General features: G+C 68.5%; 10 protein-coding genes and 1 pseudogene. 5 read left to right on the plus strand and 6 right to left on the minus strand.

Annotation, left to right across the window (positions count from 1 at the left end; all coding sequences use genetic code 11):
* Positions 1 to 153: 153 nt before the first annotated feature.
* From OG718_RS53755 to OG718_RS53775, 5 genes and pseudogenes are all read right to left on the minus strand, one after another.
* Positions 154 to 2,562 (minus strand): ATP-binding protein, encoded by a 2,409-nt coding sequence (locus OG718_RS53755; RefSeq protein WP_328842704.1) that lies wholly within the window; start codon positions 2,560 to 2,562, stop codon positions 154 to 156.
* A 186-nt stretch (positions 2,563 to 2,748) separates the two neighbouring features.
* Positions 2,749 to 3,138, minus strand: coding sequence for a winged helix-turn-helix transcriptional regulator (locus OG718_RS53760; RefSeq protein ID WP_328842703.1), 390 nt, complete (start codon positions 3,136 to 3,138; stop codon positions 2,749 to 2,751).
* A 94-nt stretch (positions 3,139 to 3,232) separates the two neighbouring features.
* The gene (locus tag OG718_RS53765; RefSeq protein ID WP_328842702.1) at positions 3,233 to 3,586 is read right to left on the minus strand and encodes a hypothetical protein; all 354 of its coding nucleotides are present in this window, start codon (positions 3,584 to 3,586) and stop codon (positions 3,233 to 3,235) included.
* 118 nt (positions 3,587 to 3,704) lie between these two features.
* Positions 3,705 to 4,331 (minus strand): annotated as a pseudogene (locus tag OG718_RS54595) (MBL fold metallo-hydrolase); the annotation flags it as partial.
* A gap of 881 nt (positions 4,332 to 5,212) precedes the next feature.
* On the minus strand, positions 5,213 to 5,719 hold the full coding sequence (locus OG718_RS53775; protein ID WP_328842700.1) for a MarR family winged helix-turn-helix transcriptional regulator: 507 nt from the start codon (positions 5,717 to 5,719) through the stop codon (positions 5,213 to 5,215).
* Positions 5,720 to 5,879: 160 nt separating this feature from the next.
* On the opposite strand from OG718_RS53775, the gene OG718_RS53780 reads away from it, so the two are divergent.
* The 4 genes from OG718_RS53780 to OG718_RS53795 all read left to right on the plus strand — a co-directional run bounded on the left by OG718_RS53780 (position 5,880) and on the right by OG718_RS53795 (position 11,334).
* Entirely contained in the window at positions 5,880 to 6,662 is a 783-nt protein-coding gene (locus tag OG718_RS53780; protein ID WP_328842699.1) for a dioxygenase family protein, read from the plus strand.
* Between the two features lie 340 nt (positions 6,663 to 7,002).
* Positions 7,003 to 7,659 (plus strand): NADPH-dependent FMN reductase, encoded by a 657-nt coding sequence (locus OG718_RS53785; RefSeq protein ID WP_328842698.1) that lies wholly within the window; start codon positions 7,003 to 7,005, stop codon positions 7,657 to 7,659.
* A 112-nt stretch (positions 7,660 to 7,771) separates the two neighbouring features.
* Positions 7,772 to 9,385 (plus strand): glutamate synthase-related protein, encoded by a 1,614-nt coding sequence (locus tag OG718_RS53790; protein WP_328842697.1) that lies wholly within the window; start codon positions 7,772 to 7,774, stop codon positions 9,383 to 9,385.
* Positions 9,382 to 11,334 carry a thiamine pyrophosphate-dependent enzyme gene (locus OG718_RS53795; RefSeq protein ID WP_328842696.1) on the plus strand — a complete coding sequence of 651 codons (1,953 nt, stop codon included), beginning with the start codon at positions 9,382 to 9,384 and terminating at the stop codon, positions 11,332 to 11,334. The genes OG718_RS53790 and OG718_RS53795 overlap by 4 nt, the downstream gene beginning before the upstream one ends.
* A 266-nt stretch (positions 11,335 to 11,600) precedes the next feature.
* Here the strand turns inward: OG718_RS53795 and OG718_RS53800 are convergent, their stop codons facing one another.
* Positions 11,601 to 12,539 carry a helix-turn-helix transcriptional regulator gene (locus OG718_RS53800; RefSeq protein ID WP_328842695.1) on the minus strand — a complete coding sequence of 313 codons (939 nt, stop codon included), beginning with the start codon at positions 12,537 to 12,539 and terminating at the stop codon, positions 11,601 to 11,603.
* Positions 12,540 to 13,030: 491 nt separating this feature from the next.
* On the opposite strand from OG718_RS53800, the gene OG718_RS53805 reads away from it, so the two are divergent.
* Positions 13,031 to 15,871, plus strand: a complete 2,841-nt coding sequence (locus tag OG718_RS53805; RefSeq protein ID WP_328842694.1) for a molybdopterin cofactor-binding domain-containing protein — start codon at positions 13,031 to 13,033, stop codon at positions 15,869 to 15,871.
* Positions 15,872 to 15,922 lie beyond the last annotated feature (51 nt).

The raw sequence follows: 15,922 nt of genomic DNA on the forward strand, positions 1-15,922 counted from the left end.
GTACAAGGAGACGAAGGTGATACCTTCACCCCGCGCCACGCGAATCGGGCCGGGGGTAATTCCCCCTCGAGCCCCGACGCGGGCGGGCGTCCCGCCTATGGGTGTGCACGGGATGCGAAGCCAGCGCCCCGTGCTTTGCCTCCTTGATGTGCGTCATGCGAGAAGCATCGAGGCGGGAGTTCCCGCCCGGCTATCCGTAGTTTTACGGAGTGCTGGTTGTTTCTCTGCCCACCAGGCTGCGACCTGAGCGCGGGAGGCGAAACCGAGCTTGCCCCGGATGTTCTCGATGTGGCTGTCGACTGTGCGTGGTGACAGCCCGAGCGTGGAGGCGATCTGGCGGTTGGTCATGCCCTGGGCCACCAGCGTGGCGACCTGCTGCTCCCTGCGCGTCAGGGGGTTCGGGTTGGTGACCGGGGCGCTCCCGGCGGGGCCGCTTCCTGTGTCCAAGGCGAAGGCGATGGCTCTGCCCGGGCTGTCATGCCGGCCACCCTCGGTGAGAGCTTTCTCGTAGGCGGTGGGGCCCAGGGCCGTGCTGACCGCTTGTTCACAGGAGGCGTTCCGGTCGCCCAGAGCGGCCGAGGTGGTGGCGCCGAGGTCCCGGGACAGGGCGCGTAGCGCGCCCAGTAGGTGTGCGGCACGCGTGTGGTCACCGCCGGAGGCGGTGTTCCAGGCAAGAAGACTCAGCAGCATGGTGGCCCCGATGTGGTCGTTGAAGCCCCGCTGGATCACCAGCCCGGTCTGTGCCCATGCCAAACTCATCTCCTTTTCGCCGCGTACCCAGGCTTCGTAACCCAGCGCCCACAGCGCGTAGGACCGCGTTAGCCGTTCCCCTCGGGCTTCGGCGAGGGCCAGTGCCCGCTGGCCTGTCTGCGCCGCGCGGGGGTCGCCGAGTTGAGACTGGATCTTGGCCAGCTGGAACAGCCAGAACACGGTGGCTGGCTGGTCGTCGGCCGCCTCATGGGCGGCCACCGCCCCCGCGTAGCAGAGGGCAGCTTGCTCGTACTCGCCCTGAAAGGCTGCTGATGCGCCTCGGAAACCCTCGACATACGCGTGCACCACCGGGTCGTCCAGCTGTTCGCCCAGCTCTGCGGCCTCATCGAGCCAGCGGGCCGCTGCTGCGAAGTCGCTCTGCAATAGTGCCACCCAGGATGCTGCCCACAGGGCCCTGGCCCTGGCCGGGGTGGGCTCGGGCGCGGCAGCGAGGATCCCGTCGAAGTGGCGACGCCCTTCACCAAGGAATCCGTCGGCACACCAGTGGAAGCGCAGCGCGGCTACCATGCGCAGCGCCGCCTGCGCGTCATCCTGGCTGGAGGCGATGCACCGCCCGCTCGGCTCGGGGCCTGTGTTTTGCGCTTCAGTTCGGTCTGAGCCTGCCCAACTCACCGTGGCCACTTTCTGGCCCTCGCCCGTCAGCGCCACCCGGAGGTTGGCGTGTTCGATACGCAGCCGGGCCAATGACTCTTCCTGGCCAGGGCCGAACCAGGCATCGGCGAGGCGCTCGGCCAGATCCAGATAGAAGGAGCGGTGTCGGCGCAGCAGGATCTGCTCCTCGCCGGACTCGCTCAGGCGTGCTCTGCCGTACTCACGGATGGTCTCCAGGAACCGGTAACGGGGTAGCCCTTCAACCTGGGCGGTCAGCACGATGGATTGGGCGACCAGCCGCTCGAGAAGAGCCAGCACCTCATCAGCCGCAATGCCGTCTCCTGCGCAGACCTTCTCGGCCGCGTCCAGCGCGAAGCCGCCGGCGAAGACCGAAAGGCGCCGCCAGAGTAGCTGTTCTGGCGGTGTGCACAGCTCGTAGCTCCAGTCGATCACGCCTCGCAGACTGCGCTGCCGCAGTGGTGTGGTCCTACTGCCGCCGATCAGCAGCGCGAACCGGTCTGTCAGGCGGGCTGTCGTCTGCTCGACGGTCAAGGCGCGCAACCGGGCCGCGGTCAGTTCGATGGCCAGCGGCAGCCCCTCCAGTTCTTCGCAGAGCCGGGAGATCTGGGCGCGGTTGGTGTCGGTGACCTGGAACTCCGGTTGGATGGCGGTGGCCCGGTCCCGCAGCAGCTCGACGGCCTCGTCCGGTGTCAGGGGTGGCACGGCGTAAAGGCGCTCGCCGGTGATGCCCAGGGTTTCGCGGCTCGTCGCCAGGATGCGCAGGTCGGGAGCGGCTGACAGCAGAGTCTGCGCCAGCCCGGCGCAGGCATCGATCAGGTGTTCGCAGTTGTCCAGGACGATCAGTGCCTGGTGCCGGGTCAGATACCCCGCAAGCTGCTGAAGGGCAGTCCGCTCGCCCCGATCCGGCACTCTCAGCACGGCCGCGGTAGCGCCCGGCACCTCTGCGGGATCGTTCACCGGAGAGAGGTCCACGAGCCACACGCCGTCCGGGAAGGCCTTTCTGGACGCGGTGGCCACTTCCAGTGCCAGCCGCGTCTTTCCTATCCCGCCGGCTCCGGTGAGTGTCACCAGCCGCCCGGTGCCGAGAAGACGACGGGCTTCGGCGGCTTCGCGCCGCCTGCCCACGAAAGTGGTGAAGGATGCCGGTAGGTTGCCCGGAGTTGAGGGCACGCTTGTCATGTCACGCCTTGTATTGTGCGGAAAATATGTCGGTTTGCCGGTTCGGTTGCATACGCCGTCCGATGTGTCGTACGGATGCTGAGTGAGGATCCCTGGACCGGCGGTGGACGGTGCAGATGTGGGCATCACTCACACGTTCTGACCATGCGGAAGGGGCGGTCCACCGATCTGTGGCACGCGGCGTCGTCAGTGCGACGGCTTCGCCTGTGACCGCTCGTCGTAGGTCGCGCGTGCCGTGCTGATCGCGTCTGCGGTTTGCTCCGCCCATTCCCGCACCGCGTGCACGGCGGAGCACATGGTGGTGCCCAGAGGGGTGATGGCATACTCGACGCGTACCGGTACCTCGGCAAAGACCCGCCGTTCCACCAGGCCGTCGCGTTCGAGGTCGCGCAGGACGCGGGAGAGCATCTCGCCGCTCACCCCGAGCTGCTTCTTGAGGTCGTTGAAGCGGGCGGGCCCGGCCTCCAGGGTGTAGGTGATGAGCATGGTCCAGCGGTTGGCCAGCCTCTCGAAAGCCTCTCGCGTGGGAGTGCCTGTTCCGTAGAGCTCGGCTGCGTCCCGGGGAGTCTCGATCACGTCGTCAGCCTATCTGGAGGCCCTGTTGCCGCAGCGGTGCCGGCCTCGCATCCTCCTTGCGGACAGGCGCCCCGATGTCACGTGGGTGCACGGCCTACCGGAGGGCGTCCGCCGGGATCTTGGGATCGTCGGTGAACGCCGACACGATGATGGCCTTGATGTTGTCGTGCGTGAACGCGTCTACTGCGGCGAGCTCCGTGCCGTACTTCTCGATCAGACGGGGCGTCACGTGGTCGGCGATGCGGTTGAACCAGACAGCCTGCGCCGCCCAGATGTTGCCCTCCTCGACGACTCTCAGGTCCATGGGAATGTCCTTCATCGCCTGCACCGTCCAGTTCCACTGGTCCACGAAGAAGGAGCGGCAGGCCTCGACGTCGTACCGGTTGCCAGTGTGGTAGGTGTGGCCGCCCAGGAAGACCTCGAAGTCGAGTTCGAGGATGGCGTCCATCGCCTCGAGGATGCCCGGGGATGTGGTCGGCGTTGCCGTAGTGCATGTACGGCGCCCAGCCCGGCGCGACGACATCCGCCATCATCACGATCTTCTGCTTGGGCAGGTAGACGATGATGTTGCCGTGCTCGTGGTTCGGGCCCGGGTAGATCAGCTCGAAGCGCTCGCCGCCCACGGTGAGGCTGTGGTGCTTACCGGAGAAGGTGATGTCCGGCACGGGGCGCTCGGGATCGGTGTAGATCCGCAGGACCTCGGCGGTCATCTTGTGGGAGACGAACGTGGCGTCGGGGAACTTGACGGCGCCGGCGATGTGGTCGTCGTGGTCGTGTGTGAGGATCACGTGGGTCACCGGCTTGTCTGTGACCCGCTTGACGCCAGGGGTAGGAACTTGGCGACCGCGTCGAGCATGACGACGCCGGTGCGCGTGACGAAGAAGTAGCCCTGGGCGATGCCAGCGCTGACGACGTAGCCGTTCTTGCCGACGCGCTCGAGTCGGTACCCCTCGGGCGGCATAGGCAGCGGCTTCGCGTGCTCCGGGAGCGGGAGGAAGCCGGTGGCGGGCGTCGTAGGGGCGGCTGCGGCGGGGGCCGGCGAGCCCAGTCCTGCCGCGGCGAGCGCGACCACGCCTGCTGTGACGCCACTTCGCTGGATGACGAAACGACGGTCTATCACGAGAACCTCTGTTTTCCGTGAAATGAATTCCTGGGTTCACTGAAATGTGGCACCCGGACGACTGCGGGATCACCGTAACCGGCTCCGAGCCTGCGATCAAAATTCCCTCAGGAATCCGCTTTTGCTGACCTGGTCAATTGCGTCTGACGAGGTTCGTTCCGCGTGACTCATGGAGGGATCGAGGTTCGCTGTGCGACTGACCCGAACGCCTCGGTGGCGTCATGCGCCCGTCCACGTCACGCGATCAGCTGCGAATGATCAACTGATCACGTCATGTCAACTCAGTGACCCTGTGATCAGTGAATATGGTGCACATCACATTGAAGGTTCATGTTGCCTGCTTGAACGTTCATCCTGATCGAGGTACTGTTCCAGCGTGCATCGGGCGGGATTTGTCCAATTTTGGAAGCCTGTGCGTCATGAATCAAATACTGAGTCACGGCTTCTCGACCGGGTGAATTTCCGCCCGCCGGAATGCATCAAAAGCGGGAATTCTGGAATGGGAATACGGTCACGATGCCGTGCCGTTTCCCCTCGTGTGGCCCGTGTTCAACCGGCCCGTGCGGCACAATTCTTCCCCAATAGACGACGCGCTTATTCGGACGCGAGATCCGCGCTGGCGTCGAAAGCAAGGTTTCTATGGACAGGTCCTGTGCGGGCATAAGTGCCGGTGGCTGCCCGGTCGCGCCCCGCCTGCCACCGGCGGACCGAAGCCGGGGTGTGACGACGCGTGTGGACGCGTTGGGTGAGAGTGGCGGCATTCGTGCAGCCCTCTCGGCTGGCCCAGCACACAGCATCGGGCCGCTGCCCGCTCTGCGCACAGTGCGAGCCGATCAGGCAGCAGCCACCGTCCGCGACGGGGGCGGCCTCGGGTCTGCGAGCAGCAGTGTTTCCTGCCGCGCGCCCGCGGTCGCCGGCAGGCGGGCGGCCGACCCGCAAGGTGTGACCGCGCGGCTAGCGTCGGCGCTGCTCCACCTCGTCGATGTCGAGCTGCTTGACGACGCGGGTGCAGATGCTGCGCACATAGCGCAGCTGTGTGGCGCTGAGGTGATCAATGACGAGTCTGCGCACCGTGGCCACATGCCCTGGAGCGGCTGCCGCTCCAGCCGCCCATCCGGCGTCCGTGAGCACGACATCGGCGTAGCGGGAGTCGTCCGGGGTCGGTTCGCGGACCACCCAGCCGCGTTGCTCAAGCCGCTTCACCGCATGGGACACACGCGACAGCGACCCGCTCGCCCTGGCGGCCAGTTCCCGCAGGCGGAGCCTGCGGTCGGAGGCCTTGGCGAGGTTGGCGAGGACTCCGTACTCGAAATGGTTCACGCCGATGTCGCGCTGGACCTGCGCGTCGAGCGCGGGCGGAAGCTTGACCAGCATGGCGGCCAGCGGCTCCCACGCAGCCAGTTCATTGTCGGTCAGCCAGTCCGGCTCCGGCCTGGGCTCGCCCGATTGCGCATCCGTCATTCGCCGAGGATACCCGCCCAGGTTGAAGCGTCACGTTGCGCCGGTCGTGGCCCGGCACCGCTGCCGCCGCTTGAGTGCTCCGCGGAGGACTCCCGTCCCACCCTTCAGCCCCGCCTCGAAGAGATCCACCCCGATCAGGCCTGCCCCACCAAGGAGAGCGATGAACGCCGCAACACCTGTACGGATGCCCGCCATCTACATGAGTCACGGCGGGCCCAGTCTCCCGGACGACCCGATCTGGCCCGGCGAACTGGCCCGCTGGGGGGCCGCCCTGTCGCACCCCACCGCGATCCTGATGATCTCCGCACACTGGGAGGAGGCACCGCTCGCCCTGGGAGCGACCACCACGGTGCCGCTGACCTACGACTTCTACGGCTTTCCCGAGCACTTCTACCGCGTTCAGTACCCGAGCCCCGGCGCCCCCGATCTGGCCGACAAGGTGCGCAAGCTCCTGCGCGGCCCGGGCATGCCAGTCCATGACCTGCCCGACCGGGGCCTGGACCACGGCGCCTACGTCCCGCTCACACAGATGTACCCGGCGGCCGACGTCCCCGTCCTGCAGATGTCCATGCCCACCCTCGAGCCGAAGCAGCTGATGGACATCGGGCGCCGGCTCGCCCCGCTGCGCGACGAAGGAGTCCTCATCGTCGGCAGCGGTCACTTCACCCACAACCTGCGCGCCCTGAACACCGCCAACCACGTGCTGCCGTTCATGGCCGAGTTCGACGACTGGGGCAAGCAAGCCCTGGCCGGGGGAGACGTGGACGCGATCCTCGACTTCAAGCACAAGGCGCCGGCCGCCCTGTATGCCCACCCGCGCGAGGAGCACTTCGTCCCGCTCGCCGTCACTCTCGGCGCAGCCTTCGATGAACTGCCCACCCAGCAGGCCGTCATCGAGGGCTACTGGCTGGGCATGTCCAAGCGCTCAGTGCAGTTCGGCTGACACCCGCCCGCCCCTGCCGGGGCACATCGCCGATCGCTCACCCCCGGATGAACGCTTCAGGAAGGCAGCACGATGACTCCTCACGCCCGCGAGCGCACGAAAGTGCTCCTCCTCGCAGTGACCACCCTGCTTCTCAGCAGCGGTCTCGTCCTCATGCTTGAGCACGCCTACCGGAGCTGAGCGCGCTCATGCGCTCAGCCGGAATACGCCGCCGCCCGTGCCTCGGCGAGTGTCGCGGGCGGCGAGTCCTGCGCGGCCCTCCTCGAACACCCCGGCGCCTACGTCGGCCCGCCTCCTCCATCGTCCCCTCCCGCCGAACACGCCAGAAAAGACGACAGAGATGAACACACCCACACGCGAGCCACTGCGGTTTCTGGTCGTGTCCGCATCAGGGCGGGCCGATTCCCTCAACACCCAGCTGGCACGACTGGCGGCTGCAACAATCGAGGCAGATGGCTCGGTCGCCGATCTCGCCACCGTCAAGGACTTCGCCGTCCCCGACTACGACGGCGACGCCGAGGCCAGAAACGGCATTCCGCTCGGCGCCGAACACTTCAAACGGCGACTGGAGGACGCGGACGCACTCGTCGTCGTCTCACCCGAGTACAACGCCTCGATTCCCGGCGTGCTGAAGAACCTTCTCGACTGGGTGTCCCGCTTCCGGCCTCAGCCGTTCAGCGACCGCCAGACACTGCTCATGTCGGCATCGCCCTCCATGGTCGGCGGCAACCGCGGACTGTGGGCCCTGCGCGTTCCCCTCGAACACCTTGGCGCCCGCGTCTATCCCGGCATGTTCTCTCTGGCCCGTGCCGACACCATGTTGACCACCGGCGGCCTGTTGTCGGACAGCTACCTCCAACAGCGGTTCGACGCGAACGTCATCGACTTCGTCAACCTCGTAGAAGCCGCCACACACTACCCCCGCGTCAAGAACGCCTGGGCCCACCAGATCGGCGTCTGCCGACACGCCCACCCCGCCCCAGGCCAGACCGTCTGACCCTGCGCACCGCACCGCACGGCCGCCCCAGGCAGCTGATCCGGTTCCAACCGGCGGTCACCTGCCCGTTCTCCGTCACCCCTCATTTGTTCACCTGCCTTGGAGTCTTGTCATGAGTGGCCCCTTCATCCCCCTCGCCCGCTGGGACGAGCTGGTCGGCGACGTTCCGGCGGCCGCGCAGGCCGACGGAGTGGACCTGGTCGTAGTCCGCCATGGCCAGGACGTGGCGGTACTCGAAGGGCGCTGCCCGCACCGGGGCGCGCTGTTGGCGGACGGCCGGGTGGAGGGCGGCAACATCGTCTGCGGTCTGCACGGGTGGGACTTCCGTCTGGACACCGGGGTCTCGGCGTACAACCCGGCCGAACGCATCCATCGCTTCACCGCCCGCCGCGAGGGTGAGCACGTGGTGATCGACAAAGCCGAACTGGTGGCCTACCAGGACGCCAACCCATCGCCGGTGACGGAGTCGACGTACGACCGGCTCTACAACGATCCGCATCAGAACACCCCGGCCGAGCCGTACGTCGCCGAGATCCACCGCATGGCGCGGCGCGGCCTGAGCAGCGCGCACGGCGACGTGGCCGCCATGGGCGTGCCGCGCACCGACCTGCCGGACTGGGACGACCTGCAATTCCTCACAGCCCAGCTGCACCGATTTCCCCTCCTCGACGACGAGCCCGTCGACACCGCGGTCACTATCGGCCCGGCCGCCGCGCGGCCCCTGCGCCTGGACATCCCGCTGTTCGTCTCCGACATGAGCTTCGGCGCCCTCTCGGCCGAGGCGAAGACGGCGCTGTCGATGGGCGCGGAGGGCGCGGGCACCGCGATCTGCTCCGGTGAGGGCGGCATGCTGCCCGAGGAACAGGCCGCCAATTCGCGGTACCTGTACGAGCTGGCCTCGGGGCGCTTCGGCTGGGACGAGGCGGTGTTGGAGAAGGTCCAGGCCGTGCACCTCAAGCTCGGCCAGGGCGCGAAGACAGGCACGGGCGGCCATCTGCCCGGCCACAAGGTGACGGGCCGGATCGCCGAGGTCCGCGGCCTTGCCGAGGGCACCTCCGCCGTCTCCCCGGCCCGCTTCCCGGACTGGACGACCCTGCGCGACGCCGCCGACCTCGTCACCCATCTGCGGGAACGCTCCGGCGGGATCCCCATCGGGGTGAAGATGTCGGCCCAGCACGTCGAGGCCGACCTGGACGCCGCCCTGGAGATGGGCGTGGACTACGTCATCCTCGACGGCCGCGGTGGCGGCACCGGGGCGGCCCCCACCATCCTGCGCGACAACATCGGCGTGCCGACGATGGCCGCGCTCGCCCGAGCCCGCCGCCATCTCGACACCTCCGGCGCCCGCCATGTCACGTTGATCGCGACCGGGGGACTGCGCCGGCCGCAGGACATGGCCAAGGCCCTCGCGCTGGGCGCCGACGCGCTCGCGCTGTCCAACGTGCCGCTGCAGGCCATCGGCTGCGTGGGGATGCGCGCCTGCCACACCGATAACTGCCCCATGGGCATCGCCACGCAGCAGCCGCACCTGCGGGCCCGGCTGCCCGTGCAGCGGGCCGCGGCGCAGCTCACCCGCTACTTCGAGTCGGCCACCCAGCTGATGAAGGTCCTGGCCCGGGCCTGTGGCCACGACCGGCTCGGCGCCTTCACCGCACACGACTTGACCACCTGGAAGCACGACGTCGCTGAGCTGGCCGGCGTCACCTACGCGGGAGCGAAGCGATGACCGACAAGCAGCACCAGAGCGACGGCGCCACACGCTGGCACAAACTCGACGAACTCCCCGACGAGGGGCGGGTGCACACCGCCGTGGTCGACGGCCGAGCTCTCGCGTTGTCCCGCTGCGCCGGGAAGCTCGGCGCGCTGGACAACCACTGCCCCCACCAGGGCGGCCCGCTTGGAGAGGGTTCGATCGAGAACGGCTGGCTGCGCTGCCCCTGGCACGGCTACGACTACAACCCGACCGACGGCCGCCCGCCGGAGGGCTTCAGCGACGCCCCCGCCTCCTACGAGGTCGAGGAACGGGCGGACGGCGCCTATGTGGCGCTGCCCGCGGAGTCCGAACGTCCACGCAGTGTCTCCGACGTCCTCGTCGAGACGCTGGTGGCCTGGGGCGTGGACACCGTCTTCGGCATGGTCGGGCACTCCAACCTGGGCTTCGCCGAGGCCGTGCGCCGGGCCGAGGAGCGCGGCGAGCTGCGCTACATCGGCATCCGCCACGAGGGCGCCGGCTCCTTTGCCGCCAGCGCCTACGGCAAGCTCACCGGCCGCCCCGCGGTCTGTCTCGGCATCGCCGGACCGGGATCGACGAACATGCTTACGGGACTGTACGACGCCCGCCTCGACAGCGCCCCGGTGCTCGCCGTGTCCGGGCAGGTGCCCTCCACGGTGCTGGGCTGCGGTGCCTTCCAGGACGTCGATCTGTCCGCCGTCTTCCGCGACGTGGCCCTCTCCACGGTCACCGTGCACGCCGGCTCTGATCACGCCGAACTGGCCGGCACGGCCGTCAAGCACGCCCTCGACGGCCGCGGCGTGGCCCACCTGGTGCTGCCCGACGAGGTCCAGGATCAGCCCTCGGACGCGAAGGCCGGCTCACCCGCCGGACGGCAGGCGAACCTGGCCGTGACGCCGCCTGCCGCCGAGCTGACGGCGGCCCTGGAACGCCTGCGCACCGCACGACGGCCCGTTCTGATCGTCGGTGAGGGCGCACGCGGCGCCCAGGCCGAGGTCACCGCTCTCGGGGAACGGCTCGGTGCACCGGTGCTCACCACCTTCCGTGCCAAGGGCCTCGTTGCCGACACCCACCCCCTCGGCGCGGGCGTCCTGGGCCGCTCCGGCACACCGGTGGCCTCGTGGCTGATGAACGAATCCGATCTGCTGCTGGTGGTCGGTGCCTCGTTCGCCAACCACACCGGCATCGCTCCATACAAGCCGATCATCCAGGTCGACGACACCCCCGCAGTGATCGGACGGTTCACCGGTGTCGATGTCGGCCTGCTGGGCGATGCCGCGGTCACCCTCACCGAGCTGTTGGAGGGCCTGGGCCACGACGTAAAAGCCGAGGACCAGCGCGACGATGTCGCCGCCCGCTGGGCCATCTGGCGGAAGGAGAAGGAGCGCCGGGCCGCCGACGACCGAGGCCAGGGCCTGTCCTCGGCCGCCGTGTTCGCCGCCCTGACCCGGCACTGTCCCACTGACGCCGTGATGACCGTGGACGTCGGCAACCATGCGTACTCCTTCGGGCGCTACTTCGAAAGCACCGGCCAGCCCGTGCTGATGTCCGGCTACCTCGGCTCCATCGGCTTCGGCTACCCGGCCGCCATGGGCGCCTGGGCCGCCGATCCGAGCCGGCCCATAGTCGCGGTCACCGGCGACGGCGGCTTCGGCCAGTACCTCGCCGAACTGACCACCGCCGTCAAACACCACATGCCCATCAAGCACGTCCTGCTCGACAACGGCTCCCTCGGCAAGATCAGCAAGGAGCAGCTCGCCGGGCACCTGCCCGTCTGGCAGACCTCCCTGGTCAATCCCGACTTCGCCGACTTCGCCCGGTCCTGCGGCGCCACCGGGCTCACGGCCGGCACGCCGACCGAACTCGACGACGCCATGCGCACGCTGTTTGCCACTGACGGCCCGGCGCTCCTGCACCTGCGCACCGACGCCACCCTCGTGTGACGACCAACCGGGGCCGCGGCCGAAGACCGCGGCGCCTCAGGTCAGGGCTCCCTCATGGGCCGGCTCACAGCGGTCGGCCCACGAAAGAGGCCATTGCCGTATCCGGGACAGGTGCGAGCCTGGTTCCCGCTGGGGACCGGCCGACATAGGCAAGCGGACCGCCGAGGGCCCGCTGGCCACGCAGCCCAGCCACGTTGGAGGGCGCCTCTCCGCCCGTCGCGGGCTCTGTTCAGAGCGCCGTCGGATGCCCGGTGCCGCTTGCCGGCTCAGTGATCGGCATACGGTTCGGCGCCATCGCGGCCATGCAGCCGTTCACGGTAGGCCAGCGGCGACTCGCCGTACTGCCGCTTGAACGCACGGGAGAAGTACAGCCGGTCGTTGAAGCCGACGCGGGAGGCGATCTCGCTGACGGACATCTCCGTGAAGCGCAACAGCCGAGCGGCCTCGAGCATCACCCGCTCAGTGATCAGCCCCCGTGTCGAGTTGTCCGTCACCCGCGACAGCGCCCGCCACAGTACTCCCGGCGACACCCCGAGCCCCTGCGCATAGTGACCGACGTCGTGATGGTCGGCGAAGCCACGCTCGAGCAGATCGACGAAACGCCGGTGCAGCCGGATGTCGGATTCATCCTCTGCGGTCTGCCGAGGCGCGCCCTCCTGCGACCAGCGCTCAGCCCACCCGAGCAGCGCCAGCAGCAGATGCCGCTGCACCCCGACACTCCGGGCGTCCACGGGGCCCTTGGCCTCGGCGTCCAGCGCGTGGATCAGGGCGTCGACGCGCGCCGTGGAATCCGATGGCACCCGGATGACCGGTATCTGGCGGCCGGTGAGTAGCCGGCCGGGGCTTTGCCCAGGTCCGGCCACCTCGTCGTACAGCAGCTCGTCACCGAAGCGGACAATCGCCCCCGACAAGTCCTGCGCCCGCTCGAAATGATGTACCTGGCCGCGGCCGACCAGCATCACTGTGTTTTCCCCGAGGACGGAACGTTCGTTGTCGCGACGGTGGTGACCGGTTCCGCTCCTGGTCCAGATCAGCTCATGGAACTCATGCTGATGAGGCCCATAGACAGGGCACCGGTCATCGACGAAAGTGTCACGTTCGTACAGCGTCACATGAAGTGCAGGAACGGTTATCGGCATGCGCTCGACAACGAGCTCACGGCCGAGCCGCCTGCTCGGAAGCTGGACATCTGGCTCAGTACTCAAGACGAGGGCTCCTGCCCGCGGCGATCCGCCGCTGTTACACATGCTACCGCCCCGAAGAAGCCACTGACCTGCACTCCAGGGTGAGGTATGCCTCCGGACACCGGCGCCTCGCACCGCGAGATCCACGGAACACTGGGGTGGCTGGCGCTCGCTCGCCGTTCGCGGTGCCGACGCTCACGGACCGCTGGGCCGGGATGGCGAAGGATGCGTCCATACGGTCGCAAGAATTGTCCATCGTACGATGGATAAGTCCATACGCCTGCGAACTCTGTCCATCGCGGACTGAGCGGACAGCCGTCATACTTGGTGAAGGAACAAGGTCCGGCTCACGACCGAGTTGTGTCGGGTGACGCCGGAAATCTGTGGCTTCTCACCACCGCCGCTGGGAGCCTTTTGCTGGCTGCGGAATATTTCTGCGAGGCCGCACCCGGGAAATACGGATCAGGCGCGCGTAAATTCCGCGCTGCCTACGGCGTGAGGGCCGTTTCTTCATGAAGCTAGATGTCAATGGTGAACTCCACGACGTGGATGACCGGCATGCCAAGACGCCCCTGCTGTGGGTTCTGCGTGACGTTCTCGGAGTACGCAGTGTGAAGTTCGGCTGCGGGGGCGGGTTCTGCGCGGCGTGCACGGTTTTGGTGGATGGCAAGGCGGTGAAGGCCTGCCAGCAGCTGGCGGGCCGGGTGCAGGGAAAGGTGGTCACCGCGCAGGCAGCGGCGGGTGCAGAGGCAGACGCCGTCCGTGACGCGTGGTACCGCAAGAATGTGGTGCAGTGCGGGTACTGCCAGCCGGGCCAGATCTGTGCCGCCACCGCACTGCTGAGCGCCGATCCCGAGCCCGATGACCTGGCCATCGACAAGGCGATGACCGGCAACCTGTGCCGGTGCGGCACATATCCGCGTATCCGCGCGGCGATCCACGAGGCAGCCGACACGCTGAAGGCCGGCCGACGGCCCGCACCGGTGCCGACAGGCGACACCGGAGGGGAGCCGGTCTTCGACGTCACCGACCCCATCGGCGCATACGTGACGATCGACCCGGACGGGACGGTGCACGTGGCGTCGTCGCAGCTGGAGATGGGCCAGGGCGTCCACACCGCGCTGACCACGATCCTCGCCGAGGAACTCGACGTTGAGCCGGCGTCGGTGCACGTCGTCACGGTCACGGACACGTCCGGACGCTACGACAACCCCATCCTGGGGGGCGGCCTGCAGAGCACCGGTAGTTCGACTTCGCTGATCATGTTCTGGCAGCGCTACCGGCAGATCGCCGCGGTTCTGCGGCAGCGGCTGAAGAACGCCGCCGCCCTGCGGTGGACCGTGCAGGCCGAGGAGATCGAGGTCAGCGCAGGTGTCCTGAGCCATCCCGACGGTCACCGGGCCACGGTGGGCGAGCTGGCGGCCGAGGCCGCGCTGCTGCCCGCGCCGTTGGACGCCCAGCCCAAGCAGGCGGATGAGTATCGGCAGGTGGGACGGGACGGCGGCCCGCGGGTCGACAGCCCGGGCAAGATCTGGGGCACCGCCGCGTACACCATCGACGTGGAGTGGCCCGGTGTGCTGACCGCGCTCGTCGTGCATCCGCCGCTGTTCGGCGCGACGCTCGCCTCGGTCGAGGACGACGCTGCCCGCGAGATGCCCGGCGTCGTTGACGTGGTGACCATCAGCAACGGTGTGGCCGTGGTGGCCGAGACCTTCTTCGACGCCGTCAAGGGCGCCGCCGCTCTGGTCCTCGAGTGGGACAACACCGGCGCGGAGACACGCGGCACCGACCAGTTGCGCGAGGAGCATCTACAGCTCGCCCGCGAGGGGTCCGGCGCCGCCGTCGCGAAGAGCGAGGGCGATGTCGAGGCCGCGCTGGCCGCCGCCCATACGGTCGTCGAGTCCGTCGTAGACGTTCCCTACCTCGCGCACGCTCCGATGGAGCCCCACAACGCGGCCTGCCGGATGCGCGAGGACGGCGTCCTGGAAGTGCGGGCCGGTACCCAGTCCGGAGACGTGGCGCGCATGGTGGCCGCCGACGTGACCGGTCTGCCGGACGACAGGATCGAAGTGCAGACCGCGCTGGCGGGCGGTGGGTTCGGACTGCGGCTGGGAGCAGCCCCGAGCCCGGTCTCGGAGGCCGTGGAGATTACGCAGGCGCTGGGCTTCAAGCACCCGGTCAAGGTGCAGTCGTCACGGACCGAGGAATTCAAGAGCGGCCAGTTCCGGCCCATGGCGGCCGTCCGGGTCCGGGCCGGCCTCGACGCCACCGGCGCGATCACGGCCTGGGACCACCGGGTGGTCGCCCAGGCGGTCGCTGAGTCCCTCCCGGTGACGGGCAAGGCGCTGTTCCAAAACGGCGTGGACATCCTGCAGGTGGTCGGCGCCATCGACCACCCCTACGCCTTCGGCGACCAGCGCGTGGAGATGATCCACTTCCCCACGGCGATCCCGGTGGCGACCTGGCGCAGCATCGGCATGGTCCAGAACGTGCTGGCCATCGAGACCGTGCTGGACGAGATCGCCGAACGCCTGGACCGCGACCCCCTGGAGCTGCGCCGCGACCTGCTCGTCTCCAGCCCGCGCACCCTCGCCGTGCTCAACCTGGCCGCCGAACGCTCCGACTGGTTCACCCCGCTGCCGGCGGGGCGGGCGCGCGGCGTGGCCGTCTCGTCCGGATTCGGCACACACAGTGCCCTGGTCGTCGAGATCTCGACCGACGCACGCGATCAGATCCACCTCGACAGGATCGTCCTCGTCGCCGATCCGGGCACCGTCGTCAACCCGGACATGGTCCGTGCCCAGCTCGAGGGCGGAGCCCTGTTCGGCCTCAGCGCCGCCCTCTCCGGCCGCATCACGCTCAAGGACGGCAACGTCGTCCAGCAGAACTTCGACGGCTACCCCATTATGCGGATGGCAGGCACCCCGGACATCGACATCCATCTCGTGCCGTCCGGGGATGCGCCCGGCGGCATCGGCGAGGTCGCGGTGCCCACCGTGGCACCCGCGCTCGTGAACGCGATCGCCAGCCTGCGCGGCGAGCGCATCCGCAGCCTTCCGGTCAGCACGAGCACCAAGATCTCCCCGACCGGCGGAATCCGCACCCGGATCGCCCACGACCCGTCAGCCCGCCCCGCACCCCAGGAGAATCCCATCACCGCCGTCGACATCGTCCCCACACAGGACGGCCCCTACAAGTGCTCCGGACCGATCACGATCCACGACCACGACGGACGCGAAGTGGACGTTCCGGACGGCGACGTGTACCTATGCCGCTGCGGCGCCTCCGCAAACAAGCCCTTCTGCGACGGCTCACACGCGTCCGTCGCCTTCGACGGAACCCTCAACAACTAGAGCCCGTGGGCGGCGCACCGTGCCGCCCACGCAGGACCGGGTGCGGCATGT

It is taken from the genome of Streptomyces sp. NBC_00258, assembly GCF_036182465.1.
In the GTDB taxonomy this organism is placed as follows: domain Bacteria; phylum Actinomycetota; class Actinomycetes; order Streptomycetales; family Streptomycetaceae; genus Streptomyces.

What these genes read in the sequence shown, in the direction of transcription:
- OG718_RS53755 (WP_328842704.1), bottom strand. Translation starts at nt 2,562, where the DNA reads ATGACAAGCGTGCCCTCAACTCCGGGCAACCTACCGGCATCCTTCACC.
- OG718_RS53765 (WP_328842702.1), bottom strand. Translation starts at nt 3,586, where the DNA reads ATGGACGCCATCCTCGAACTCGACTTCGAGGTCTTCCTGGGCGGCCAC.
- OG718_RS53775 (WP_328842700.1), bottom strand. Translation starts at nt 5,719, where the DNA reads ATGACGGATGCGCAATCGGGCGAGCCCAGGCCGGAGCCGGACTGGCTG.
- OG718_RS53780 (WP_328842699.1), top strand. Translation starts at nt 5,880, where the DNA reads ATGAACGCCGCAACACCTGTACGGATGCCCGCCATCTACATGAGTCAC.
- OG718_RS53785 (WP_328842698.1), top strand. Translation starts at nt 7,003, where the DNA reads ATGAACACACCCACACGCGAGCCACTGCGGTTTCTGGTCGTGTCCGCA.
- OG718_RS53790 (WP_328842697.1), top strand. Translation starts at nt 7,772, where the DNA reads ATGAGTGGCCCCTTCATCCCCCTCGCCCGCTGGGACGAGCTGGTCGGC.
- OG718_RS53795 (WP_328842696.1), top strand. Translation starts at nt 9,382, where the DNA reads ATGACCGACAAGCAGCACCAGAGCGACGGCGCCACACGCTGGCACAAA.
- OG718_RS53805 (WP_328842694.1), top strand. Translation starts at nt 13,031, where the DNA reads ATGAAGCTAGATGTCAATGGTGAACTCCACGACGTGGATGACCGGCAT.